19 protein-coding genes and 1 tRNA gene are annotated in these 24,913 nt (G+C 54.8%); 2 read left to right on the plus strand and 18 right to left on the minus strand.

Annotated features, from left to right (window positions below):
- The first annotated feature begins 108 nt into the window (after positions 1-108).
- Positions 109-183: transfer RNA gene (locus tag Abin_RS12485), tRNA-Thr, on the plus strand.
- A 13-nt stretch (positions 184-196) separates the two neighbouring features.
- On the opposite strand, the gene Abin_RS12490 is transcribed toward Abin_RS12485, so the two are convergent.
- From Abin_RS12490 to tsaE, 8 genes are all read right to left on the minus strand, one after another.
- Positions 197-841: a hypothetical protein gene (locus Abin_RS12490; protein ID WP_146867631.1), complete on the minus strand. Its 645-nt coding sequence runs from the start codon at positions 839-841 to the stop codon at positions 197-199.
- A gap of 604 nt (positions 842-1,445) precedes the next feature.
- Positions 1,446-1,919: a hypothetical protein gene (locus Abin_RS12495; RefSeq protein WP_048847429.1), complete on the minus strand. Its 474-nt coding sequence runs from the start codon at positions 1,917-1,919 to the stop codon at positions 1,446-1,448.
- Between the two features lie 63 nt (positions 1,920-1,982).
- Positions 1,983-3,332: a bifunctional folylpolyglutamate synthase/dihydrofolate synthase gene (locus Abin_RS12500; protein ID WP_048847430.1), complete on the minus strand. Its 1,350-nt coding sequence runs from the start codon at positions 3,330-3,332 to the stop codon at positions 1,983-1,985.
- An 11-nt stretch (positions 3,333-3,343) separates the two neighbouring features.
- Positions 3,344-4,252, minus strand: coding sequence for an acetyl-CoA carboxylase, carboxyltransferase subunit beta (accD, locus tag Abin_RS12505; RefSeq protein ID WP_048847432.1), 909 nt, complete (start codon positions 4,250-4,252; stop codon positions 3,344-3,346).
- Between the two features lie 152 nt (positions 4,253-4,404).
- Entirely contained in the window at positions 4,405-4,731 is a 327-nt protein-coding gene (gene trxA / locus Abin_RS12510) for a thioredoxin TrxA (protein WP_048847434.1), read from the minus strand.
- Positions 4,732-4,847: 116 nt separating this feature from the next.
- The gene (addA, locus tag Abin_RS12515; protein ID WP_084593632.1) at positions 4,848-8,417 is read right to left on the minus strand and encodes a double-strand break repair helicase AddA; all 3,570 of its coding nucleotides are present in this window, start codon (positions 8,415-8,417) and stop codon (positions 4,848-4,850) included.
- Positions 8,414-11,533, minus strand: coding sequence for a double-strand break repair protein AddB (gene addB, locus Abin_RS12520; protein ID WP_048847438.1), 3,120 nt, complete (start codon positions 11,531-11,533; stop codon positions 8,414-8,416). Before addB ends, addA begins: the two co-directional genes overlap by 4 nt.
- Before the next feature lie 29 nt (positions 11,534-11,562).
- Positions 11,563-12,012: a tRNA (adenosine(37)-N6)-threonylcarbamoyltransferase complex ATPase subunit type 1 TsaE gene (gene tsaE, locus Abin_RS12525; RefSeq protein WP_048847441.1), complete on the minus strand. Its 450-nt coding sequence runs from the start codon at positions 12,010-12,012 to the stop codon at positions 11,563-11,565.
- Positions 12,013-12,464: 452 nt separating this feature from the next.
- On the opposite strand from tsaE, the gene Abin_RS12530 reads away from it, so the two are divergent.
- Complete coding sequence (locus tag Abin_RS12530; protein WP_084593633.1) at positions 12,465-13,217, plus strand: response regulator transcription factor; 753 nt, start codon at positions 12,465-12,467, stop codon at positions 13,215-13,217.
- 7 nt (positions 13,218-13,224) lie between these two features.
- On the opposite strand, the gene thiD is transcribed toward Abin_RS12530, so the two are convergent.
- From thiD to tolR, 10 genes are all read right to left on the minus strand, one after another.
- A complete protein-coding gene (thiD, locus tag Abin_RS12535; RefSeq protein ID WP_048847442.1) occupies positions 13,225-14,061 on the minus strand; it encodes a bifunctional hydroxymethylpyrimidine kinase/phosphomethylpyrimidine kinase in 837 nt (278 codons plus the stop codon).
- 28 nt (positions 14,062-14,089) lie between these two features.
- A complete protein-coding gene (gene glmM, locus Abin_RS12540; protein ID WP_048847444.1) occupies positions 14,090-15,448 on the minus strand; it encodes a phosphoglucosamine mutase in 1,359 nt (452 codons plus the stop codon).
- A gap of 136 nt (positions 15,449-15,584) precedes the next feature.
- Complete coding sequence (folP, locus tag Abin_RS12545) at positions 15,585-16,619, minus strand: dihydropteroate synthase (RefSeq protein WP_048847446.1); 1,035 nt, start codon at positions 16,617-16,619, stop codon at positions 15,585-15,587.
- Between the two features lie 70 nt (positions 16,620-16,689).
- Positions 16,690-18,639 (minus strand): ATP-dependent zinc metalloprotease FtsH, encoded by a 1,950-nt coding sequence (gene ftsH / locus Abin_RS12550; RefSeq protein ID WP_048847672.1) that lies wholly within the window; start codon positions 18,637-18,639, stop codon positions 16,690-16,692.
- 87 nt (positions 18,640-18,726) lie between these two features.
- Positions 18,727-20,085 carry a tRNA lysidine(34) synthetase TilS gene (tilS, locus tag Abin_RS12555; RefSeq protein WP_084593634.1) on the minus strand — a complete coding sequence of 453 codons (1,359 nt, stop codon included), beginning with the start codon at positions 20,083-20,085 and terminating at the stop codon, positions 18,727-18,729.
- A 50-nt stretch (positions 20,086-20,135) separates the two neighbouring features.
- Positions 20,136-21,017: a tol-pal system YbgF family protein gene (locus tag Abin_RS12560; RefSeq protein ID WP_146867632.1), complete on the minus strand. Its 882-nt coding sequence runs from the start codon at positions 21,015-21,017 to the stop codon at positions 20,136-20,138.
- A 138-nt stretch (positions 21,018-21,155) separates the two neighbouring features.
- Entirely contained in the window at positions 21,156-21,632 is a 477-nt protein-coding gene (gene pal / locus Abin_RS12565; RefSeq protein ID WP_048847448.1) for a peptidoglycan-associated lipoprotein Pal, read from the minus strand.
- 440 nt (positions 21,633-22,072) lie between these two features.
- The gene (tolB, locus tag Abin_RS12570; RefSeq protein ID WP_048847449.1) at positions 22,073-23,434 is read right to left on the minus strand and encodes a Tol-Pal system beta propeller repeat protein TolB; all 1,362 of its coding nucleotides are present in this window, start codon (positions 23,432-23,434) and stop codon (positions 22,073-22,075) included.
- A 24-nt stretch (positions 23,435-23,458) separates the two neighbouring features.
- Positions 23,459-24,451 carry a hypothetical protein gene (locus tag Abin_RS12575; RefSeq protein WP_048847451.1) on the minus strand — a complete coding sequence of 331 codons (993 nt, stop codon included), beginning with the start codon at positions 24,449-24,451 and terminating at the stop codon, positions 23,459-23,461.
- A 27-nt stretch (positions 24,452-24,478) separates the two neighbouring features.
- Positions 24,479-24,910: a protein TolR gene (tolR, locus tag Abin_RS12580; protein ID WP_048847453.1), complete on the minus strand. Its 432-nt coding sequence runs from the start codon at positions 24,908-24,910 to the stop codon at positions 24,479-24,481.
- Positions 24,911-24,913: the final 3 nt, after the last annotated feature.

Raw genomic sequence — 24,913 nt, forward strand, 5'->3', positions numbered from 1 at the left:
GGATGCAATATCATAACAGCCAAAAAAACTGTGGGATAAGCGAAATCCAGGCCTTGACGTGCGCCAAAAATTACCGTTTTAATCCGAGCCCTGCACCAAGTGTGCTGTGCCCTTATAGCTCAGTGGTAGAGCAACCGCCTTGTAAGCGGTAGGTCTTCAGTTCAAATCTGAATGGGGGCACCATTCTTTTCCCTGCTTAATGTATTTGCGTTTTTGCGTTCAGCAGAAACCGATCACGCACATGCAGCATGATGTTTTGCAGCAGACAGCAGGCATAAATAACCAGCGTCATGTCCATAAGAAACAGGATACGGTTGCTGGAGACATACACCGTGGGAGAAAACCCCATAAGCAGTGTAATCAAAACGCCCGCAAGCAGGGCAGTAAATGCAACGATGGAATCCTTGATTGATAAGGCGCACCACAAAAGCGAAGCGATGGTCGCCAACATAATGAACAGTGCCATGTAGCTGTTCAGATAAACCCAGTTCAGATCTACCAGAAAGCGTTCAGCACGCAGGATGGTAAAAACACTTCCCAAATTGACAAAGTGTGACACCACCAAAACAGCACTCAACACACAAAAGCCTGTTGCCAGAACATCCTGTAAGGTTCGGTTTCGCTTCAGTCCATTTAGGGTAATAACGGTTAAAACCAATGCCAAAAGCAGAATGAAGTTGTTCTGATTGCCCCACTCGTCATGAATGCGATCAAGAGCAAAAGACAGTTTCTGCCCCAAAGAGAATTGGGGAAACTCAGGAAACCAGTGTTCGATTTCAGCAAAATATCTGCGCTTGTTACCAGGGGCTATAAAAACAACACCAGAAATTACTCCTGCCACCAGAAAATATAACCGGCAATAAACAGAATTAACCCGGTTTATAAACCAGTGTAACCCCGTACACAGCAGTAAAAACAGGGCTGACTGTTCAACAGAACACGCCACAGGAAGAGCCATTAAAGAAAAAAAGCGAACAATCGAGCTTGTCTCTTTTTGTCTTATGAAAACACTTACTGAAAAGAAAGCAAATGAGACGGGAAAAAGGTAAACATAGAACCCCGTCAGCCAGTAAACTGATTGTTCAAATGCTCCGTGTGGGACAAGCAGCATCAGCATTAAAACCAGAGGAATACCAAAACTGAAAGAGAGGCTCTTCCTAAGTGTCGCAGACCAGATGGCATAGGCTGCCAATACTGCACAGAATGGAATGAACCATTCCCAGAAATAGGGTCGGCCTATGGTTTCAACCATGACCCCTTCAATAAAAAACCTTCCTGACCATATTAAGTAACGGTTTTTAAGGAACGAGAACAAACTAATCTGGTCAAGAGAATGCTTGAATAGTTCGTTGTCTATAAAAATCGTCTTATCAATCTGTGTATTCAACCAGACTGACCACAAAACAATAAATATTATAAAAAGGTTATATTTTATTATTTTATCTTTAAGAGTGGCAAACATACTGCACCCTGTTGAGAATATGGCCGGAAATAAGGTTCAGATGCAAAGCAGTATTTTGCCCTATGGCACCTTTGCGCCTGATAAGCCCGGTAAAACCGTATCTATTATAAATAGTCGTGCCATTAAGGTGGTATTTTTCGGCTATATCAGGTCTTTCATACAACCGGTAGGGAATGGAAAACTCCCCCTTCCCCTCACCTGCTGTCAGCACTAACCGGCTTTTATGGGCTGACCAGGATTCTGAAACCAGCCAGCCAGACACCAGAAAATCTTTCTTTCCTATCCGGCATTCTTCAATCTGGAAACGAAGGGTTGGGTCTGTTTCCAGAGTATATTCTGCACTTCTAAACGGTGTCGGCCCATTCCATGCGTAATACACTGCACAGATTAAAAGCAGGCAGGCAGGCACAGTCAGATACAGAAAATATTTCCTGAAAAAACCCACTAAATCAGTCATGAGTTTGGCCTGTCACCCGCGCTATCCTTATTGTGCATTCAACAGGCAAAGAAAATCCGTGATTTATGCGCCGGGTTGCCACCCATCCTGCGTCAGCGCGACCCCCGCCAGATACAGGCTGCCACAAATCAGAACCCGAGCCGGTTTTGCAGCAGACTGAACTTTCAGGCTTTCAAGAGCCTGCACCAACGTTGGCCCGACATGGGCTTTACCGTCCGATGCAGCCACAATAGCTTCTACCGGCAGGGCCAAATGCTGTTTTGGCTCCTGAATGGCCCAGATTGTGGTGGCATAGGGCAATACGGGGCTCAGAAACCCTGATGCATCCTTCGTCTGCTTCATGCCGACAAGCAGGTGCACAGGCCGGTCGGCCCAACTTTGGAGCGTGTTAGCCAAAGCATGCCCCGCACCAGGGTTATGGCCTCCATCAAGCCAAAGCTCCCACCCATCTGGCAAATGGGCCGCCAATGCACCATGAAGGCGTTGCATACGCGCAGGCCAGGATACGCGGCTGATCCCCTGCCATGCGGCATCGGGCACAGCCAAACCTGCGGCCCGCAGTGCTTCAACTGCCAAACCGACATTTTCCGTTTGCCACTGCCCCGGAAGAGCAGACACAGGCAACTGTAACTTACCCTTGGAGTCGATAAAAATCAGGCCCGAAGGAGGTGTCTGCGGCGTTTCAGACGCAACCGGTTCTATCTGCCACTCATGCCCACGACGGAGCAGCGTGGCCCCAATCTTCTGGGCTTCAGCGTTCAGCACCTGCATGACGGCATCAGGCTGAGCGCCTGTAATCGCGGGAACCCCGGGTTTGAAAATACCGGCTTTTTCTGCCGCAATCGCCTGAAGCGTGTTGCCCAAAAATGCTTCATGATCCATTGATACCGAGGTCACGATGCAGGCTGCGGGGTGTTTGAGAACATTGGTGGCGTCACACCGGCCACCCAGCCCCACCTCAATAATCGCCAGTTCTGCCGGGTGACGGGCAAACAGCAGAAAGCCTGCTGCCGTCAGAACTTCAAAGACGGTTATGGGCGCGCCTGCGTTTACGCGCTCAATTTCTTCAAGGGTGGCAACCAGTTCCGCTTCGCTCACCAGCTTCCCGGCAATACGGAATCGTTCCGTAACATCCACCAGATGCGGGGATGTCATGACATGCACACGCCAGCCAGCGGCCTCACCAATGGCGCGAAGCGTTGCGCAGGTGCTGCCTTTTCCGTTGGTGCCCGCCACATGAATAACAGGAGGCAACGCGTCTTCCGGGTGCCCCAGCTTTCCCAGAAGCGTTTCAAGCCGACCGAGCGAAAGATCGATTAAAGCCGGATATAAACGGTTCAGCCGTTCCAGCACTTCCCCCGTGCGGCCAGAGAACTCGGTTGTGGGAGGAGCACTGGGCACAGAAGAAGACATGGGCAGAAAACTCAGGCGGAGGGTTCGGCAGGGGCCGGTGCGGCGGGTGTGGAAACAATCCCTTCCGCGACTACAGGCGCGCGCGTCAGCATCCCGATCAGACGGCCGAGAGTGGCCCGCATATCCTTACGCACCACCACCATGTCCAGCATACCGTGATCGAGCAGGTATTCGGAACGCTGGAAGCCCTCCGGCAGTTTTTCGCGCACGGTATCCTGAATAACGCGAGGCCCCGCAAAGCCAATCAGCGCGTTTGGTTCAGCAATCTGAACGTCACCCAGCATGGCGAAAGATGCGGTTACGCCGCCGGTTGTTGGGTTGGTCAGCACAACAATGTAAGGAAGTCCGGCTTCCTTGAGCATTTGCACGCCAATAGTGGTGCGCGGCATCTGCATCAGGCTGATGGCACCTTCCTGCATACGGGCCCCGCCCGATGCCGTGAAAATAACTAGCGGGGCTTTTTGCAGCACAGCCAGACGGGCTGCCGCCACAAAACGCTCACCAAAGGCAGCTCCCATGGTGCCAGCCATGAATTCAAACGCCATAACGGCCACAACGGCCGGGTGGCCCCCAATCGTACCGTGTGCAACCACCAGAGACTCATCAACGTGGCTTTTGGCACGGGCGTCTTTCAGCCGGTCGGTGTATTTTTTCTGGTCACGGAAACCAAGGGGGTCAACCGGCGCAGAAGGCAGTTCAATACGGGTGAACTCCCCGTTATCAAACGTCCATTCAAGCCGTTCTGCCACAGGCGCCTTCATGTGGTGTCCACAATGTGGGCACACATTCTGGTTCTTGTGCAGTTCCTTGGTCAGAATCATCTGACTGCAGGACTCACAGTTGGTCCACAAATTATCCGGCACTTCACGGCGCAGAAGACCGCGAATTTTAGGACGGACATATTCGGTGATCCAGCTCATTTTGAACCTTGCAACTGCGAGACATAAAAACGGGCATGCCGCCCCAATGAGGGCTGCATTACGCTGCTTGCGCCGTCCTGCCAAGCATTATGCACAGGGCACACACGCCCGCACAGCCGGACAGAACAGCCCAAAGCCGAGAAAATCAGGGGTTAAAGTGCGCCTTCAACCCAAGCCTTAAGCTGGCTTTTTGGCAGAGCGCCAACTTTTGTTTCAACCACTTTCCCATCACGCACAAGCATAAGTGTGGGGATGGACCGAACACCGTAGGACGTGGGGGTGCCCGGGTTTTCGTCAATGTTCACTTTGGCGACAGTGACCTTACCGGCAAATTCCTTGCCAATTTCTTCCAGCGCCGGGCCAATCATTTTGCACGGACCACACCACTCAGCCCAGAAATCGACCAGCACCAGACCGGAAGCCTTCAGTACATCAGCTTCAAAAGTGGAATCGCTGACAGCAAGCGTATGTTCACTCATTAACCTGTTCCTTTTTCTGGGCGGGGCGTTTGAACGCCTGCCTCTCTAGCTGCCATAAACCGCATGTTGGAAAACGGTTCCGTTAGTCCCTACACTTAAGGCGGTCTGGCCTGTGGTCAAGATAGGGGCTGGCCGGGTGCGTGTTTCTCCAACAGACTCTCAGGCAGAACGTCTGCACGCGGGCCTTCTGTCCAGACCAAAACGCAGATGATGAGTCTATCCGGGTAAAGCCCCTGCAACAAAGCGCGATATGCCGCCATCTGCCGCAGATACAAAACAGGCGTGCCAGAAACAGTGCGTGGCGTGTGACGGCCGGTTTTAAAGTCACAGACCAGCACCCGGTCAGACAGAACACGCATGCGGTCAACCTGCCCCACCACCACCTGCCCCCCGGCAACACCTGCCAAGCGTTGTTCGGCCCGCGCCTGTGGCGCGAAAAGGGCTGCCAGATCGGGTAGCTGCAACACACCCAGCACCTGTTGGGCTAATAGACGCGCTTCGTCCTCTTTCAGCCCACTGGCGGGCCGCAGCAACCAGCTTTCAGCTAACTGCGCCCAATTTTCTGGTGCGTGCTCTGGCAGATATTGCAGCAACGCATGCACCAATGTGCCCCGCCGAAATGCTGCTTCACGCGCTGCAGCAGGTGTCACAGAGGCGATATCAAGCGGGGACCGGACGGGAGGAAGCGGGCCAAGCATGGCATCATCCGGACGACTGGGAGCCAAAGGCCGCGCCAATCGTGTTTCCACCACGGGGGGGATAGGCCGCCAATCCGGGGCCTGACCCATCCAGACAGGAGCCGGAACCGGAGCCTTTTGCTTCCCCTTTCCCTGTTGGCTGTCAGATTGCACGGCCTGCGCGTCTTCGGTCGGGTGTGGGATTTCCTCAATAACCAGCTTGGAATCGCCCCAATCCCCTTCATCCCAGGGTCTGCTTTCTGCGCCAGCGGCTTCAAACCCTTGGCGGCATCGTTCGTACCAGCTTTCAGCTGGCACATGGCGACCCGGCATCCAGCCACAGACAATAAGATTTTCGGCAGCCCGCGTCAGCGCCACATAGAGAAGACGATTATATTCCTCGATTGCTGCCGCCTGCATGGCTGCGCGGAAAGACTGCGTCATTTCCACACCCAACGCACTGCGGGGCACATAAACCGGCACATCCATGCCCGTGTGTTTATCTTTGGCCCAGAACAGCCGTTCTTCATAACGCGGCTTGCTGACCGTATCTGGCAGGATAACCAACCGCGCCTGTAGACCCTTGGCCCCGTGAGCCGTCATGACCCTGACAGAATCGCCCCCGGCTTCTGCCTCACGCTTTACGCTCTCTTCTGAATTGCGCAGCCAGTGCAGAAACCCTTGCAGTGAAGGAGGATGCATATCCTGATATCGCAGCGCGGCAGACAGAAGCTCATCTATCGATTCAGCGGCTTCTGGGCCCAGACGCGCCAGAAGGCGTGCCCGTCCCCCACTTTTGCCCAAGGCTTCAGACAACAATTCATGCGGGGTCAGATAATCCACGCGCCGAAACAGACTATCCAGCAGCGCCCAGGCCCGTGCCCAGTCAGGACGTTCTGCATGGCGGTCACGCAAGGCAGACCATAAAGGCTCGGCCGATTTGCGTTCCGTTGCCAGCACCATCAGGCTTTCATCAGACACTCCACCCAACGGCGATGTCAGAACACAGGCCAGAGTCAGATCATCCTGCGGCAACAGAAGTGCGGCACACAGCGCCATCAGGTCCTGCACGGCAAGCTGATCTGCCACACCTGTGCGCACAAGCGTGGCAACCGGCACATTTTCGGTTTTCAAGGCACGGATCAGGGCCGTCACAAATGCTGACCGACGCGGCACCAGAATAAGCACATCGCCCGGCGTAAGGGGCTTTTGCCCCGGTGTGGGTGGGGCTGAAAGCTGCCGTGCAATATGTCTGGCTAAGGTATCTGCCAATTTCTGTTGTGGATTCTGGCGGCTGGTATTGGCCTGCGCGGGTTCCCACGGGTTGAGGGCTTCAGCTTCCTCTCCCACAGCTTCAGCCAGCGGCCACAGTTCAACACGTCCCCCCTGCCCCGGCCGGGCTGTACTATGCTGCATGGGCCGGCCATCTTCTTCAGCAACGCCTTTTGCGGCTTCTGGCAAAGAAAAAACCGAATCAACCAGCTTCAGAACTGGCGCTGTCGAGCGGAAAGAGACCGTCAGTTCTGGCTCTCTCCACGGCAGAGTGGCAAAATGTGCTCTTTCCTTGAACCTGCGCCGCCACTCTCTGAACGAGTCAGGGTCTGCACCCTGAAACCCGTAAATAGACTGCTTGTAATCCCCCACTGCAAAAACCGTGCGCGGGCTGTCGTCAGGCGTATGAGTACCAACGCCTGCAAAAAATTCCTCTGTCAGATCCCCGGCAATTTTCCACTGTTCGGGCGATGTGTCCTGCACTTCATCCAGCAGCAGATGGTCAATGCCACCATCCAGTTTGTACAAAACCCATGCTGCACCCGGTTCTTTCAACAATCTAAGAGTCCGATGAATCAGGTCATCATATTCGACCAGACCGCGCTGCGCTTTCCGTGCATCATAAAGCTGTGCCACGGGCGCGGTATTTTTCATGATTGCCACGCCAAGACGCGCAAGCTCTCTGGCACGTAGGGCGTCTTCTATTCCCTGAATACGCCCCGCCTCCTGCACCAGACACTCGGCCTGTTCGGGATATTTTTCAGTCAGTTTTTTAGTAATAAGGCCAGTTTTGCGGGGTTTCCCGTCTTTTGTCAGGAATCCGTTGCGCCAGACGGCCCAATTTTCAGCCCGGCTGCCTGATGGCAGGGATAACCAATCCAGCAAAAGAAAGGCTGTGCGCTTGACCGCATCTGTGCCTTCATCTGATAAAATTTCTAGAAAATGACGGAGTTTTTCCTCCCCAGAAAACCCCGTACACTCCGCCTGTAGATACGCCGTGCGCCCCTTCTTCAAGGCATCTGGCGCAAGCCCCAGAACACGGCAGAAAAGTGCCGGCAGTTCTGCCGGGTTTTGCAGCGCTATGTTCCGTATCCGCTCTGTTCGGGCTTCGTGACGTAACTTACCAGCCAACGCGATGAAATCTGCTAACCCGATTTGCCCTGCAAGCGGTGCAAGCGCCGTAACATCCCGGCTCCCTAAAACAGTTTCCACACATCCCTGTAAGGCAAGCGAGGCATCTGTTTCTTCCATGACCGTAAAATGCGGATTCATGGCTGCTTCAAGGGGGAAACGCCGCAACAGGGACTGACAGAATGCGTGAATGGTGCCAATCCGCATCCCGCCTGGCAGATCAAGCACATCGGCAAAAAGAGCACGGGCCATTCGCCGTGTTTCTGGCGTGCAGGGCACAAACAGGGCGTGCAGTTCCTTGTCCAGTTTGGCATCCGGAAGTGTGACCCAGCGACCCAGCCGGGTTTGCAGCCTGATAGCCATTTCGGCTGCTGCCGCTTTTGTAAATGTCAGGCACAAAATACGCGCCGGGTGACTGCCCGGCACAATCTCCCCATGCGGGGCAACGCGCGGCAACATCAGACGCAATAACCGGTCAATCAGCAATTTTGTTTTGCCGCTACCGGCCGAGGCTGAAACAAACACTGACGCAAACGGGTCAGACGCCAAGGCCTGCTGCTGGTTGGCTTGTGCAATGGCGTCCGATTGGGAAGTGTTGTTCGTCATAGATCTTCTTCTGCCCGCGCCGTATTCCATTCTGGCACCCGCGCCAGCCGGGCATAATCGGCAAAGCGGGGTTCCTGCCCCGGATGCGGGTGCGACAGATATGGCTGGGCCGGATTATCATAAGCTGCCACGCGTTCCCGCAAGCGCAGCCATGTCTGTTCTGCCAGATCTTTCAAAGAAACATCTTTCCCGGCAGACACAGCAACTTCCTCGCCCGGTTCTGCCCCGCCTGTCAGCCGCCAGTACACCAGACCGCCAATATCCAGCCCCTCTTCGCTGGGGGGCTGCGGCACCCCTGAAAAGCCACCCCGCAGAATCATGGCTGCTTCCAAGGGCAACTGGGGACTCCATCCAGCAAGAACGTCGCCCGCTTTGGGGAGTGTGCCGGTTTTATAGTCGCGCACCAGAACCCGGTTTTCGGCGTCAAAATCAATCCGGTCAGCGCGCCCGACCAGACGAAAACTGCCATTTGGGGCGTCTGGTATTTCCACCTGTCCGCGCAGTTCCGTTTTAATGGCGCAAGGCGTTCCGGCCTTTTCTCGCCATGCTTCTTCTGCCTGTGCCACCCACGCGGCAATGCGCATAAGGCGGGGCTCCCACCATGCCCGCAAGGCAGGCCGTAAAGGCTGCGCCAGCAAGACCATACGGAACGTCTGTTTCAGACCCTCTTCCGCATTGGCTGGCCATGATGTGCCATGCTCAGTAAACCAGTGTTCAAGAGCATCATGCACAATCATCCCGTAATCTGACGCATCGGCCGGTTCTTCCAACTCCGGCAGGGGCAGTAGGCGCAAAATGTGGCGGGCATAAATGGCGTAAGGGTCGCGCATCCATGTCTCAATTTCCGTCACACTCAACCGACGCGGGCGCAGAGACACCGGGGGCGTTGGCCGAGGCGGTGAAACCGGTTGGGCTGGGCCGGCCGGACTATCAAGCGTTTTCAGCCATTCCATAACAGGATGAACCGGCACCGACTGCCCATGCCCAGCCAGAAACGCATCCAATCGGGACAGCCAGCGGGCTGGCACGACCGGCGCACCATCCCGCCGGCGCGGACAGGACAACACAACCGATTCGGCTGCGGCGGCACAGGAATAAAAATCATACGCTGCCTGCCCCACTCCCTGTTCGGGCGAAGGCAGGCCGACGCGCTGCCGCATGGGGCGGCTCATCCACGGTCCGGCCTCTGCCACCGGAGGCCAAACACCCTCCGCCAAGCCACCCAGAATCACAGTGTCCGCGGTTTGCAGACGGGCTTCAAACAGACCCCAGATCAAAACACGCGGATGCAGGGCTGCCGGGTCTCCCCCGCGGCGGCTGGCAACGCGCTCCTCCGCCAGAACGGCTGTTAAGAGACCGTCAAGAACAGCCGGGGGTTGCGGGGGTAGAATATCTGCGGCCATCATCAACTCGGTAAGACGGTTGGCCAGTAAGTTCCCTTCTTCCCCACGCCACAAACGTTGCGCTGCTTCCTCCGTATCGGTACGCACCAGACGTTCGACCGTTTGCACCAGGGTTTCCAGCAACTCCGGCACGGGAGCACGGTAGGCCTGTATAATTTCAGGTCGCCACTCGGCTGCGCTTGGGGCGGCTGCCTCACTCTGGGCAGGCCATGCCAGAACAGGTTCAAGGCAAACGGCCAGCCTGTCCATAAATATAAGCAGCGGTTCCGGGCCGAAAGGACGGTCCGCCTCTGCTCCAGCTTCCATACGCTCTGCCTTTCGGTCATCGCGCATCTGATCGGCAAGTGCCCGTTCAACCGCCTGCCTCAATGCTTTAAAACCGGACGAAGGCGCTGGCCCACGCAGCACAACACGCTCAAGCAAACGAGCAGAAGCCCGGCATACGCCCGGTGCCAACCCACACGATACCAAAGGATGCTTCAGCACAGATAAAAGAGCCACAGGAGAAAACTGGCTTTCGACCAGTTGTGCCACAAGCCGAAGCAACACACCGCCCGGTGTGCCAAGAAGCGACGCCCCCCCACTATCATCCGCCAGAATGCCCCAGCGAGAAAGCTCGGTCACCACACGGGCAGCCAGATTTCGATCGGGTGTTATCAGCGCAACCCGTTTTTCGGGTTGTTCAATACTATCCCGCATCAGCATGGCGATGGCGACAGCCTCTTCCTGCTGATCTGCCGCTTCCAGCTTAGTAAGGTGTGAAAAAGCCACATCCCCGCCGTGTGCCCAATCTTCCAGCGCCGAGGCTGGCAGAAGCGCGCGGGCAAGGACCCGTGCACGCGCCGTCTGACCGCCTGACCCCGCCCAGATCTGAACATCCGCTCTGACGGCACCCAACGCAGCAAGCAAATGGCTATGTCCAGCCTGTGGGTGGCTGTCTGGAAGTGCTGAAAAAACACTTTCCGGCATGGTCATATCCAGACCGGGCACAATGACCATACCGCCGGGACACGCCATGACCGCCCGTAGCGCCTCTGCCGTGGCGGGCATGATATTGGTAAATCCTGCGGCCCACAGCCGCGTGTTATCTCCGTCAGCGGCCTGCTTCTGCCACAGGTCAGCCTGGGCCCGCAGCAATGCGACCTGCCGGGCAATCGGGTTCATGACCCCGTTTTGCTGGAGCCATTGGGGCCAAGTGGCCGTCACAATTTCCAAAAAGCGTAAAATGGTTTGCCAATGTTCGGCAAAATCTTCCTGCACGGCATCCGGCAGGCGGGTTGCAAGGTCAACGTCAGCCCATTCTGCTTCGTCCATAAGGTCTGCCAGCGCTTTGGCCAAAGGCCATGCCTGATCAAGCGTCGGACGTGTTCCAAAAGCCTGATCCGCTTTCAGAACCAGCACGGTAAGCACAGCAAGTCGCGTCATGCTGGCAACGGCAGGCGGTAAATTGATGCCCGCTGCCCCACCTACGCCGGAAGCCAGACCTAGCTCCGCTTCATCCAGCGCACTGACCGGCATAATACGCGGCAACAGCATGGGTTTGCCGTCCATATAGCGCAGAAAGGCCTCCGTCAGCCCGCGTGCCGCACGACGACCTGGCAGAATAATGGTGCCTTCACCCATGGCGTGCGGGTCACCCCCCGCAGCATCCATCCATCGCAAAGCCAGTTGATCCAGAAACGGCAGATCAGCCGGAATAGTCGCCAATTTCATGAACAGCCTTTCTGGCCCACCAAGTCTGTCTAAAAACCTGTTGATTGACGGATAACATCCAACCTTGATGCGTTTCCATCAAGAGTGACGGAACGCTCACCCGAAGAAGCAACAGAGAACGTAAGATGCAAAGCGTCTGGCGGGGTTAGGTCTTCCAATCGTTCTGGCCACTCAACCAGAACAACTCCCTCACGGGCTTCTTCCCACCCTAGTTCTTCAAGCTCTTCTGGCCCACTCAAACGCCAGAGATCAAAATGAGACATGCTGCACACTTGTGCAGAGTATGTCTGCACAAGCGTATAGGTGGGACTGGGAACCTCCAGCAGGTCATTATCACAAGCTGCCCGCAGGAAGGCACGGGCAAAAACACTTTTTCCTGCTCCCAATGGCCCAGAAAGCAAAATGACATCTCCGGGCACGACAAGCTTTGCAAGCATACGCGCTAAATGCTCGGTTGCTGCCTCATTATCAAGAATCATAAACAACCCCAAATCTTAACCAGAAATGCCCAATACTTCAAAAAAATGTAATCCTTACCTTATATAACAGAAAATATCACAACATCCCAATTCTTAATTTAATAATATTTTTCTTATTTTTTACTTTATATTTTTATAATTTTTCGAATTTTTACAATATTAATTCCATCAATTCATGATGTGTAAATGTATTTATTTTTTGGTAATCTCTTGGTAACTTTCATAAACAACATAAATTTGATTTTTAAAAAGAAGCCTAATTTTCTTATGTTTACAGAAAAAGTGACTTATTTTTTCTATTGGTATGCGCAAAACACATGCCTCGCCACCCGACAACCGTAGGTTGTAATATCTTTTTCTTCTTTTATAAAAAGCTATAAATCAATGGTTTTATTATGTTAGACACAACCAAGGGTTGTGTTTCTCATCCTCTTTAGGAAAGGTTAACAGGCATGCGTATCCTATTTGCAGAGAGTGATCGCTCATCTTGTGAAAAAGTGCTCGCAGCCTTTGCTGATGCAAAACTTGAAGTGGATATTGCAGATTCCGGGCACCATGCCATAGAAATGCTGCGCAATTATCCTTACGGAGCCGCTATTATTGACCTTATCCAACCAGATATGGATGGATATGATATTATAAAAAAATTAAGATCTATAAAAATAGAAACCCCTATCATTATTGTTTCTTCAATTGATAAACCTTACGCAAAAATAAAAGCTCTTTCCACCGGAGCAGATGATTACATTAGCAATAAATTTGACGCTGATGAACTTGTTGCACGCATCAAGGCTCTTCTTCGCCGCACCAACAACTATACACAGCCTGTTGTACAGGTCGGTAATCTTGTTCTTGATTTCAATACACAATCCGTTTCCGTTGATGGTCAAATGGTCCATCTGACAGGGAAAGAGTTTGCGATTCTTGAGCTTCTTGCCCTTAGAAAAGGAGCGTCTCTTTCAAAAGAGACGCTCCTTAATCATCTTTATGGCGGACGGGATGAGCCTGATATCAAGATTATTGATGTTTTTGTCTGCAAATTGCGCAAAAAACTTCATGCAGCTGGAGCAAGAGACCTTATTGCGACCATATGGGGCAGAGGGTATGTCCTGAACGACCCTAAACCCATACAAAAAATTTCTATCTCTTCTGCAAAACCTTACATAATAGACAACAAGACACAGGTTTTTTCTTTAAACGATTAGCAACGCATTATCGAGTGTTCGTGTGTGATCTAAAAGGATGCGCATGCCATAAAGGGCCGTCCCCTTTACCGAAATGGGGCGCTTCCAGAATGGCCTGCCTGACATACGTCCTCGCCAAAGCAACAGCATCTATCAAAGTTTTTTTCTGCGCCAGAAATGTTGCCAACGCGCTTGCCAATGTACAACCGGTGCCGTGGGTGTGACACGTATCAAGGCGCGTATCAGAAAATTCGGTGAACCCATCCTGGGTTAACAAAACATCGACCAGCGTATCGCCAGATAAATGGCCACCTTTCAACAAAATAGCGTTCCCACTCTGCGCATGCAGCATGCGGGCTGCGGCTTTCATGTCAGCCACGGATGCTAGGCTAAGGCCTGTCAATCGCTCGGCTTCGGGCAGGTTGGGGGTCAAGACGGTAGCAAGCGGAAAAAGTTTTTTCTGAATGCTCTGGATAACGTCTTCCTGCATCAGAGCAGCCCCACCTTTGGCGACCATAACAGGATCCAGCACAAAAACTGTATTGGGGTTCGTAAGACGATATTCTGAAATTTCGTCAGCAATAACGTCTATCTCGGCATTACCGCCCAGCATACCCGTCTTAAAAGCGTCTGTTCCTAAATCTGACAGCACACTGCGTATCTGCTGGCTCAAAAAAGACGCGAGGACAGGATAAATAGCCTGTACCCCTACCGTGTTCTGCGCTGTCAGTGCCGTGATGGCCGTTGTGGCATACCCACCCAAGGCTGTAATTGCCTTGATATCAGCCTGAATACCGGCACCGCCGCCTGAATCACTTCCCGCGATGGAAAGAACGCGCACAGGTTTGCTTATCTGCTCGCTCATGCTTATTCTTTCCCTGTTTCAGATGGTATCAGGCGGGTTCGCTTACGGCTTCAAGTGCATTGCACATCTGGGTCACCACATCATCCACCAGTACGGCGTCTTCTGCCTCAGCCATAACCCGCACCAAAGGTTCTGTGCCGCTTTTCCGCAAAACCAGCCGCCCGCGCCCTGACAGCAGCTTTTCCACTTCCTCTTTCTTGGCCTGAACACTGTCTGCTTCCAGAGGGCTCGCGCCCTTGAAACGGACATTCTGGAGCTTCTGCGGGAATGGCTGAAACATACGACATACTTCGCTGGCCGGGCGTCCGTCTTCAACCAGAACCGCAAGAATCTGCAACGCTGCAATCAGGCCATCACCCGTTGTAGCAAAATCAGTCAGCACCATATGGCCTGACTGTTCACCGCCAATATTGGTTCCAAGCTCGCGCATCCGTTCAACCACATAGCGGTCACCAACCGCAGTACGCTCAAGCCCGACATTCAGATTTTGCAGAAAACGCTCCAACCCCATGTTAGACATAACGGTGGCCACAACAGAATTCCCCACAAGGCGACCGTCTCGGGCCCATGACTGCGCAATCAGAGCCAATATCTGATCCCCATCAATCAGGCGGCCCGTTTCATCAGAAATCAGAACACGGTCAGCATCGCCATCCAGAGCTATGCCCAAATGCGCCTTATGCTGAACCACCGCCGCACACAGCGCCTCGGGGTGGGTAGAACCACAATTTTCATTGATATTCACACCATCTGGCGCACAACCAAGACGGATGACCTCTGCCCCCAACTCCCACAACGCTGTTGGCGCAACACGATAGGCCGACCCATTGGCACAATCGAGCACGATTTTCATCCCATCCAAACGCAGTTTACGCGGGAAGGACGCTTTCGCGCTTTCAACATATCGTCCCGCCGCATCATTCAGACGCGATGCGCGGCCGATTTTTTCTGGTGTGGCCAACCGACCGTTCAGGTCAGCTTCCATCAGATCTTCAATTTCCGTTTCATCCTGATCGGAAAGTTTGAAGCCATCCGGGCCAAACAGCTTGATGCCGTTATCACCAAACGGATTATGCGAGGCGGAAATCATGACGCCCAGATCGGCCCGTAAAGAACGGGTCAACATGGCAATAGCAGGGGTGGGAAGTGGGCCGACAAGGGTAACGTCCATCCCGGCAGACAGGAACCCGGCGACAAGAGCACTTTCAATCATGTAGCCAGACAGACGGGTGTCTTTTCCCAGCAGAACGCTGTGGCGATGATCACCCCGTGTAAAACGCAAACCCGCCGCCTGCCCTAGGCGTTGAGCAGTTTCAACCGTCATGGGCGCAAGATTGGCAGTGCCGCGAATGCCATCTGTCCCGAAAAGACGTTTTGTTCTGCCCATTTTGCGTATCTCCCTACCCGCTGCTCATTCCGGACGGATCTCTTATCCGAAAATGGCTTTTTTCCTTCTTTAGTCTTTTCCCTAAAGCGATTCAGCGCATGAAGGAACCACAAAGACCGAAAATATTACGCGTTTTTCAGACTTCATGCACCGCACGCCAAAGGGCTGCGGACTGTACCATCCCTTCCACATCATGTACACGCAGCACACTTGGCCCAAGCGCCAAGGCTTCCAGAGTGGCTGCATATGTCGCAGGATCCCGACGTACAGGCTCTTTCACACCCGTCAAATCCCCAATCATGCGTTTGCGTGACACGCCCAGCAACACGCGACAGCCCAAATTGGCCAGCAATGGCAAACGGGACAGCAGTGTCCTGTTCTGTTCTGTGGTTTTTGCAAAACCCAGTCCGGGATCAACCACCAGCCGTTCCAGAGTAATTCCTCCTTCCACTGCGGCGTAAACCCGCTTTCCCAGTTCACGCACAACGTCGTACCCAACATCCTGATAGACGGCATGCTGTGACATAGTTTCGGGGGTGCCACGCATATGCATCAGCACCACACCACATGTTTTTTCTGCAAGGAGAGGTAGGGCGTCCGGGTCATGGGCAAGTGCGGATACGTCATTAATAAGGTCCGCCCCAGCCGCGAGTGCCTGCGCCATGACAAAACTGTTGCGTGTATCCACAGACAATACGGCTGTTCTTGCTTGCGCACGCAAAGCAGCCAGTGCGGGACCAATGCGGTCCCATTCCTGCTGCGGGGTCACAGGTGCTGCACCGGGGCGTGTGCTTTCACCACCCAGATCAAGCACCCTTGCACCAGCCTGATTCATGGTCAGACCAGCCGCAACCGCTTTCTCTGGTGCAAGATGTTGCCCACCATCACTGAAGCTGTCTGGCGTCAGGTTTACAATCCCCATCACCAAGGGGCCATCCGGTAACCTGCCACTGACTGGTTTCTGCGTGACACCCGCAAGTTCGGCCTGCCACGCAGCAGGCACAGACGCGACAGGAATAAAGCCGCTTCTCGTGTCGTCTTCTATCAAATCCACACAGGTAAAAGCCGCCGCACCGCCCGCCAGCGGTAACGCATTGCCCCGTGCAATCATATCACGCGCTGCTGCGCCGTAGAGCAGACCTGCGGGTTCAACCAGACGTCTGAAATCCATTCGACTGTCTCCAAACGCAAAGAAGGCGGCATTGCTGCCGCCTTCTTTTTCGTGCTTTTTGTCTATCGCATCAACCGGGCTGGGGAGCCGGTGTCATACCGCCATCTTCCCCCTCCGGCTTTGACCCCGGTGGCGTAATTTCCGGCCCTGAAACCTGTGGCACGGAAGACCGACGGTTAACGGGCGTTGCCTCATCAACCTCAACCCGTTCGATCGGCTGACCACGCATAATCTGGCGAATATCTTCACCTGTGAGCGTTTCAAACTCAAGCAGAGCTTCAGCCAGACGATGCAGTTCATCAACATGGTCGTGCAGGTAATTGCGAGCCTGATCATAAGCTTCGTCAATCAGGCGTTTAATTTCCGTATCAATTTCCTGCGCCGTATGTTCAGAGAAGTTTTTGGCAGCACCCCCGAAGAAGCCCATGCCACCGCCCTGATCATCATTGGCATAAGCGATCATGCCGACTTTTTCGCTCATACCCCATTCAGTCACCATGCTGCGCGCAACACGGGTAGCCATCTGGATATCACCCATAGCCCCGTTGCAGATGTTATCCTTACCGTAGACAACTTCTTCAGCCACGCGGCCACCCATGGCGACCACCAGATGAGCAATGCAGTTCTTCTTGCTCATGGACAGGCGGTCACCTTCTGGCAGCCGCATAACCATACCCAGCGCACGACCACGCGGAATGATGGTGGCCTTATGGATCGGCTCACTTTCCGGCACCAGCACAGCTGTAATGGCATGGCCTGCTTCATGATAAGCCGTACGCTTCTTTTCCTCATCACTCATGACAAGAGAGCGACGCTCGGCCCCCATAAGTACCTTGTCCTTGGCGTCTTCAAATTCCCGCATGGCCACAGTGCGCTTGCCCAGACGGGCTGCTGCCAGAGCCGCTTCATTGACCAGATTGGCCAAGTCCGCACCCGAGAACCCGGGGGTACCACGGGCAATAATGCGTGGGTCAACGTCAGATGCCAAAGGCACCTTGCGCATATGCACCCGCAGGATTTTTTCACGACCTGACACATCCGGGTTCGGCACGACAACCTGACGGTCAAAGCGGCCCGGGCGCAAAAGAGCAGGATCAAGCACGTCAGGACGGTTGGTCGCCGCAATCAGGATCACGCCTTCGTTGCTTTCAAACCCGTCCATTTCAACCAGCATCTGGTTCAGGGTTTGCTCACGTTCGTCATTGCCGCCGCCCATACCGGCACCACGATGACGGCCAACGGCGTCAATTTCGTCAATGAAGATAATGCATGGGGCGGCTTTCTTGCCCTGCTCAAACATGTCGCGCACACGGGAAGCGCCAACACCCACAAACATTTCAACAAAGTCAGAGCCGGAAATGGTGAAGAACGGCACATTGGCTTCACCCGCGATGGCACGGGCCAGCAGGGTTTTCCCTGTTCCCGGCGGGCCGCACAGCAGCACGCCTTTGGGGATTTTACCGCCCAGACGGGTAAATTTCTGCGGGTCTTTCAGAAAATCAACGATTTCCTGCAACTCGCTCTTGGCTTCATCAATGCCAGCCACGTCTTCAAACGTCACGCGCCCATGTTTTTCAGTCAGCATCTTGGCGCGGGATTTACCAAAGCCCATGGCACCCCGGCCACCGCCGCCCTGCATCTGGCGCATCATGAACAACCAAGCACCAACCAGCAGTATAATAGGGAGCGAGTTCAGGAAGTAACGCAGCAGCGGGCTCCCTTCCTGATCAAGCGGTTTGGCCACAACCTCAACACCCTTGCCCACCATGCGGGAGACAAGTGAGGGGTCTTGTGGCGCAAATGTTTCAAACGCCGTGCCATCTGTCAGCGTACCGGAGATATTGTGGTTCTGCATCACCACCGAGCGGACATGGCCTGAATCCACGTCTGCCACAAAATCCGAATATGCCAGTTGCTGGGCCGCATGCTGTGTGCTCCCCGGCTGGAAAACATCCACCAGCAAAAGCAGCAGCACGATGATGCTGACCCAGAGAGCCAAATTGCGGCCTAAATTGTTCATCTTGGCTGTGTTTCCATACTTATCGTGCGAGAGCGCCGGAGAGCCCCCAATCTGAACGGCAGATGCCGGAAAATGCAACCTCTGCTGTTATAAATGGGATGCTGTACGGATATTCCTACCCTGCAGAGCGTTTTTTCTGCCAGCACTCCACCCCCTATCGTCATTTTTCACCCATTTTGATGGGCCATTTTGATAGGTTAAGTCATACATTGCTCCGCCAGAAACCGGAACCGGGGGCTGGAATGTAAAACGAGCCTGCGTCAATGACGGGTCTTCCCACATCCCTAGATGCGGAACAGCTATTCGCTGCCCGTTGCGCCATAACGCGGGTAGCGTGGCACAAAACCGCGCAGGCCATCCCTGACGCAAAGCACGGGGCACCCCGGTACCAGTTGCGGCAACCGTAAGACCCGCACCATCGTATCCCGCTGGTAACGTCAGGCCAAAACGATTGTCCCAAACAATCTGATTATGCGCCGCCATCGCAGGGTGCATGGCCGCCACTTCACGCAACAGAAACCATTGGTTCTGGTGACGAAGCACCTGCACCCCCGCTAATGTGCTTTCTTTCTGGGCCGAGACCAGACGCTCTACCGCCGCGTGTGACGGCGGGTACGTCATGCCCCCCACACAGCGTATTAACGCGCCAAGACAATCTGGATCCGGCAAGCTATTCCCGAGGCAAGCCCACCCATGAGGCAAAAGTGCAACAGTTTGCGCAAGCTGGTGCGAGCGCACAGCTTCACGCTGCATCCGGCTTTGCCCGTTTTGTATAGCCAAGCGCCACAACGCCGCACGGCTATCTCCAGCAGCAAGCGTTTTCCGCACCCGGACACGCTCTGCCGTTATGTCGTTGTTGGAGGGATCATCCACCCAGTTCAGCTGTGCTGCCCGCAATGTATTGCGCAACGCTGATCGGGAAAAGGCCAGCAACGGACGGACCAGCCGTATCTGTGGGCGGGCGGTAATCCATGCCATACCAGCCAAACCATCTGCGCCGCTTTGCGCGCGTTGCCGTATAGCAACAGTTTCGGCTTGGTCGTCTGCCTGATGCCCCAATAACAAATCAACACAGCCAGCATCACGGCAGGCCTCGGCCATTACGGCGTATCGCGCCTGACGTGCGCGATCAGCTATCCCTGCCCCCTTTACCAAATTGGTAAGGGTAAGAATCCGTGCTCTCACCCCGAAAGCGTTTAGACGCTGGGCGGTCAGCTCTGCCTCGGCCGCAGACTCTGGCCGCAGACCGTGATCAACCACCAAAGCCAGCAAATGACGCCGCCAGCGGGATGCCAGCCATGCCAAGCATAGACTGTCCCCCCCACCAGAAACAGCGAGTGCGATGGGCGACGATGGGCTGTCAGGCAACCAAGGCCCCAGTTGCACCATAACCGCCTGAAACTGTTCAGGCGTTATGGCGTGTTCGGAGAATGGGTCACTTATCATAGGGAGCCTAAGAGAGGGCAAAATCCCTGATGAAACAGGCTTTTCAGAAATTACTGGCAGCCGCCCCGGCCGGCATAGATTTCAGCCGCATGTGAGACACGCTGCGTAGGAGACGGGAATTCGGTTTTCAGCTTTTCCAATGCCTGACAGGCTGCTTTTTTATCGCCCATTGCCAGCAGAGACGCCGTTACACCCAGCAGAGCATCCGGTGCACGCGCACTTTTGGGAGACTGACGATAGGCGTCATAATAAGCTACAGCTGACTGACGATATTGTTTTTCACCAGCCAGAGACTGCGCCATCAGAAACTGTGCATCGACCTTAAAACTGCCTTTGGCGTTTTTCAGTGCGGCTTCGGCATTTTCGTGCGCGGTTGCGTAATCACGCTTCTGCAACGCGGCCTTTCCTGCTGCCAGCAAAGCATCCGGGGTTGTTGGCTTGGCAGGAGCACTTCCACTTTCGTCTGCCCCACTTGCTGCCGCAGCCGCCGGTGCGGCAGAGGCCGCGGCTGCGCCGCCCCCATTCTGGGCCGCAAACTGTGCATCAGAAATCTGCTTTGAAAGCGTTGCCGTCTGCTTTTGCAGGTCATTGGTCAACTGATCAATTTCGCCACGCATTTCGCGCTGCTGCTGTTCAAGCGTATTCACACGCTCCAGAAGCTGCGCTGTCAGATCTCCACCGCCTGCGGCAGAGGAAGACCCGGCTGTTGCGGATGGGGCTGGCAGTGCGCCACCATTCCCGCCAGACGACTGAATCTGGCTAAGTTGCTGCTGCAACGCCATAATCTGGTTCTGCAGGGCAAGCCCTTCACGGCTGGACACATCCTGCGCGTGGGCAACTGAACTGCTGGCGGCCAATGCTGCCATAACAGGCAGACACAAAGCTGCTGCTCGGCCACGGGCAGAAACAGAAGTGATCAACAGGCGTTTCATAAAGACCTCACCCTTTTAAAAAGCGGGCAAGGATTTCATTATTCCAGCCCAAAAAACAAGAGCGTTAATACAAAAACAGGCTGGGGGAAAATCCACCCAGCCTGTGTTGTCAGACCAAATCTGAACGAACGCGCAAACTTACTTTACAGAAGTGATCGCGTTACGGTTCTGGGCCCATGCGCTTTCATCATCACCAACTGCCGTCGGACGGTCCTTACCGTAGGAGATGGTGGAGATGCGAGAAGAAGCCACACCCTTGGCAACCAGGAAGTCACGTGCAGCATTTGCACGACGCTGGCCCAGAGCAATGTTGTATTCTTCCGTGCCACGGTCATCGCAGTTGCCAGCAACTTCAACGTTAACCTGCGGGTACTGAGCCAGCCAGGAAGCCTGCTTCTGCAGCGTTGTCTGGGCGTCAGAGGTCAGGCCGCTTTTGTTCAGGTCATAGAACACGCGGTCACCAACGTTGGCCACCAGGTCAGCTTCACTGCCGGGAACGGGGCCGCTTGGCTGTGCCGTCGCAGCGCCTGTAGACGCACCGGTATCTGCCTTTTCATGCGCACAGGCGGAAAGGAGGGCAACCATACCAAGCGCAGCGATAAACTTCAGTCTCATGTGTCGGATCCTGAGAATTAGTTCCCTGTTGGAACTATTCGGAGAAAAAAAACAAACTATGTGCTTGCATCTCCGCGTATCCTTCCGCTCCTCTCCGAAGCCTTCGAAGAGCCGACGAATTTTGGAGACTACCTCGCCGTAAGCCATAGCTTATTCTTCCGGTCAAGCGACATCTCAGATTTAGATGACAGCCATTCGCAAACCGATGCCAAATAGTCACAGAGAGACCGTCTGGCAGCAGTTTACTTAGCGTGCGAAGTAATAATTTTGAGACAAAACTGTTTTACTTGAATTCGGAGCAACCGGTTTGCCACCGAGTCGTACCGACTCTTTTTTGATGGCAGCCATATGCGGCACAAAAAAGGCAGCGGACTTAAAATCCGCTGCCTTCTTCAAAAAACCAAAAGGGGAAGGCCAGCCCTCCCCTTTTGCCCAAACGGTTACCCGTTAAGTGGAGACCATGCCGGGTCAGATGCCTGACCAGGGGTTGGCAGAACGCGGTCGTTAAAGCCGGTAATATCAACCATACCAATAGTTGAATTAAACCCTGCTCCCCCAGCGCCTGCACGGCTCTGACGGCAATAAGCCAGCACACGCCCATTCGGGCAGAAGCTTGGGCTTTCAACAGTGAAGCCTTCGGTCATAATCCGCTCACCCGTGCCATCGGGGTTCATGACGCCCAGAGAGAAGCTGCCGTTCGCAATACGGGTGAAAGCAATCAGATCGCCACGGGGAGACCACACGGGTGACCCATAGGTTCCGTGCCCGTAGGAAATACGGCGCGCACCACCACCCGATGCACTCATGACGTAAAGCTGTGGCGTGCCACCCCGGTCAGAGTTGAACACAATCTGCGACCCGTCCGGACTGTAGCTGGGGCTGGTATCAATCGCACCAGAAGACGTAATCTGACGGCGCGACCCGGAGGCCAGATCAACCACAAACAGGTCAGACCCGCCATTACGGGTTACAGACAGCACAACCGAACGCCCATCTGGCGCAAAACGGGGCGCGAAGGAGATACCGGCAAATTCACCCAGAATCTGCTGGCGGCCACTGGCCAGATCAAACAGGTAAACGCGCGGGCGGTTATTGGCGTAAGACATAAACGCCACCTGATCTTTCACCGGGTTGAAACGCGGTGTCAGAGTCAGCCAGTTTCCGGCTGTCAGCATGCGGCTGTTGGCCCCATCCTGATCCATGATGGCAAGACGGGTGCGTTGGTGTGCGCGTGCGCCAGAACGGGCAATGAAGGCAATCCGGGTATCGAAATAACCCTTTTCACCCAGCATGCGTTCATAAATGACGTCACCCACAATATGGGCGATACGCCGCCAGTTGGCGGAAGATGTGGTGTAGGCTGTGCCCTGAATCTGCTGCTGGGTCAGAACATCCCACAACCGCATTTCAACCCGCACGGAACCACTGCCAGAAACGGTGCCCGTTACCAGAGCCCGTGCACCCATGGATTTGGCAGAAGAAAAATCAGGTGACCCTGAAGATGCGCCACCCGGTAAAACCTTGAACAGACCGGTATTGGTCAGGTCATTGGCCAGCACTTCGGCAATCTGTGCACCCAAGCCTCCGCCAAAATTTGGCAGAATAATTGGAATGGGGGCCGTGCGCGCCTGATCGACCGTAATTTCTGCTTCCGGGGCAGCAGCCGCAGCAAAAGCTGAAAGCGGTGTTGCCAACAGCCCACCCGCAGCCAGCCCTGCCCCCATAAGGGTACGGCGGCCCAGAAAGGATACCAGATTATCGGCTTCCTGGTCAGAAATAAGCGGCCGGGTATTCATCAGCATACGTTTTTTCTCCGTGTGGCCTGATTAAGGCCTGAATACAAATTTCAACTGCCGGGTCTGGCCCAGAAGGTTTTTGGGGATCGGCAGCTTGGAGCAGGTTGGGCTCAGCACGGCTGCCCGCGCCCGTTCCGCCAAGGCGCGGTACGAGGAGTCAGCGTTCATCTGCGCCTGAGTCTGCGGTGCAAACTGCACAATACGGGCTTCACCTGCGGCATCTACTGTCACAATCAGGTGCGCTACAAATGTGGCGTAATTTTTGGCAGCCGTATCTTCCGTATAGCACCGGCGTACAGCCCCACCGATTGCCTTTTGCTCACCCACACTCAAGCTACGCGTAATATCACCCGTTGGTGACCCGCCCCCATTTGGTGCACCGCCTTGCGTCGGGTTGGCCTTGGCCGTTGGTACATGGGTCTGCTTCTGGTCAGACCGGAACGAATCCAGCGTCTCCAGCAGGGAATGGGTATCCGCCTGCGTTTTCTTCGCCTTGTTCGGCTGCGTGATGTGAGACGGAATGGGCGTTTCCGGCAGCGTATCCGTCGGCTCCGTAACCGGCGAAGGCGGTGCAACACTCGGCGTCGCCTTGGGAGGTGACGGCGGAGACGGCGGCGTTTTCACCACATCCGGCGAAGGCTCATCCGCTTTGGGCGGAATGGGCGTATCAGGCAGTTTTTCCGCCTGCGGAACAGGCGGAGGCGGCACAGGTTGCGGAGGCGGAGGCGGTGGAGGCGCTTCCTCGTTCGGAACCGGTTTGGGTGGTTCTGGCGTAGGGGGCGCGTCATTTGGCACCGGTGCCGGAGGGGGCGCAGGCGTGGGCGAAGGCTTGTCTGCCTTGGCCGTAGAGCCGCCACTGTCAGCACTTTCAAACTGCATTTCAACCACCGGTGGTGGTTCTTCAGGCGGTTTGGGGGCTGGCAGGGAAAGAAGAAGCGCCAGAAGGAGCGCAATATGCGCCCCACCTGACAGATAGAGAGACCGCCTGAGCAGAATCTGTTCGGAACGGCGTGGCCGCACCATGAGTTTGTCCTCTCCGCGTGGGAGAATTTAGTGTCCGCTGCTGGCGGGTTGCTGCGCCAGCAGGGCCACGTGGGTGAAGCCGCCTTCGGTGATCTGACCCATCACCTGCATGACACGCCCATAATCAATATGGGCATCACCACGGACAAAAATACGGTGTTCGGCATCGTTGTTGGCAGCAGCCTTTAACTGCGCCACCAACTGATCAGCCGAAACCTCGGAATCGCCCAGATACAGGGTACCATCTGATTTGATGGAAACCGTAATGGGTTTGGTGTCTGAATTGACCGGACGCGCATCCGTCTTGGGTAGGTCAACATTCACGCCGCTTGTCATCATGGGGGATGTGACCATGAAGATGATAAGCAGAACCAGCATGACGTCGACCATCGGCGTCACGTTGATTTCGGCCATCGGACGCCGCTTGCGGCGTCCCGCTCCTCCCGACGGCATACCCATTGC

The sequence above is a fragment of the Acetobacter indonesiensis genome (genome assembly GCF_000963945.1).
GTDB classification, from domain to species: domain Bacteria; phylum Pseudomonadota; class Alphaproteobacteria; order Acetobacterales; family Acetobacteraceae; genus Acetobacter; species Acetobacter indonesiensis.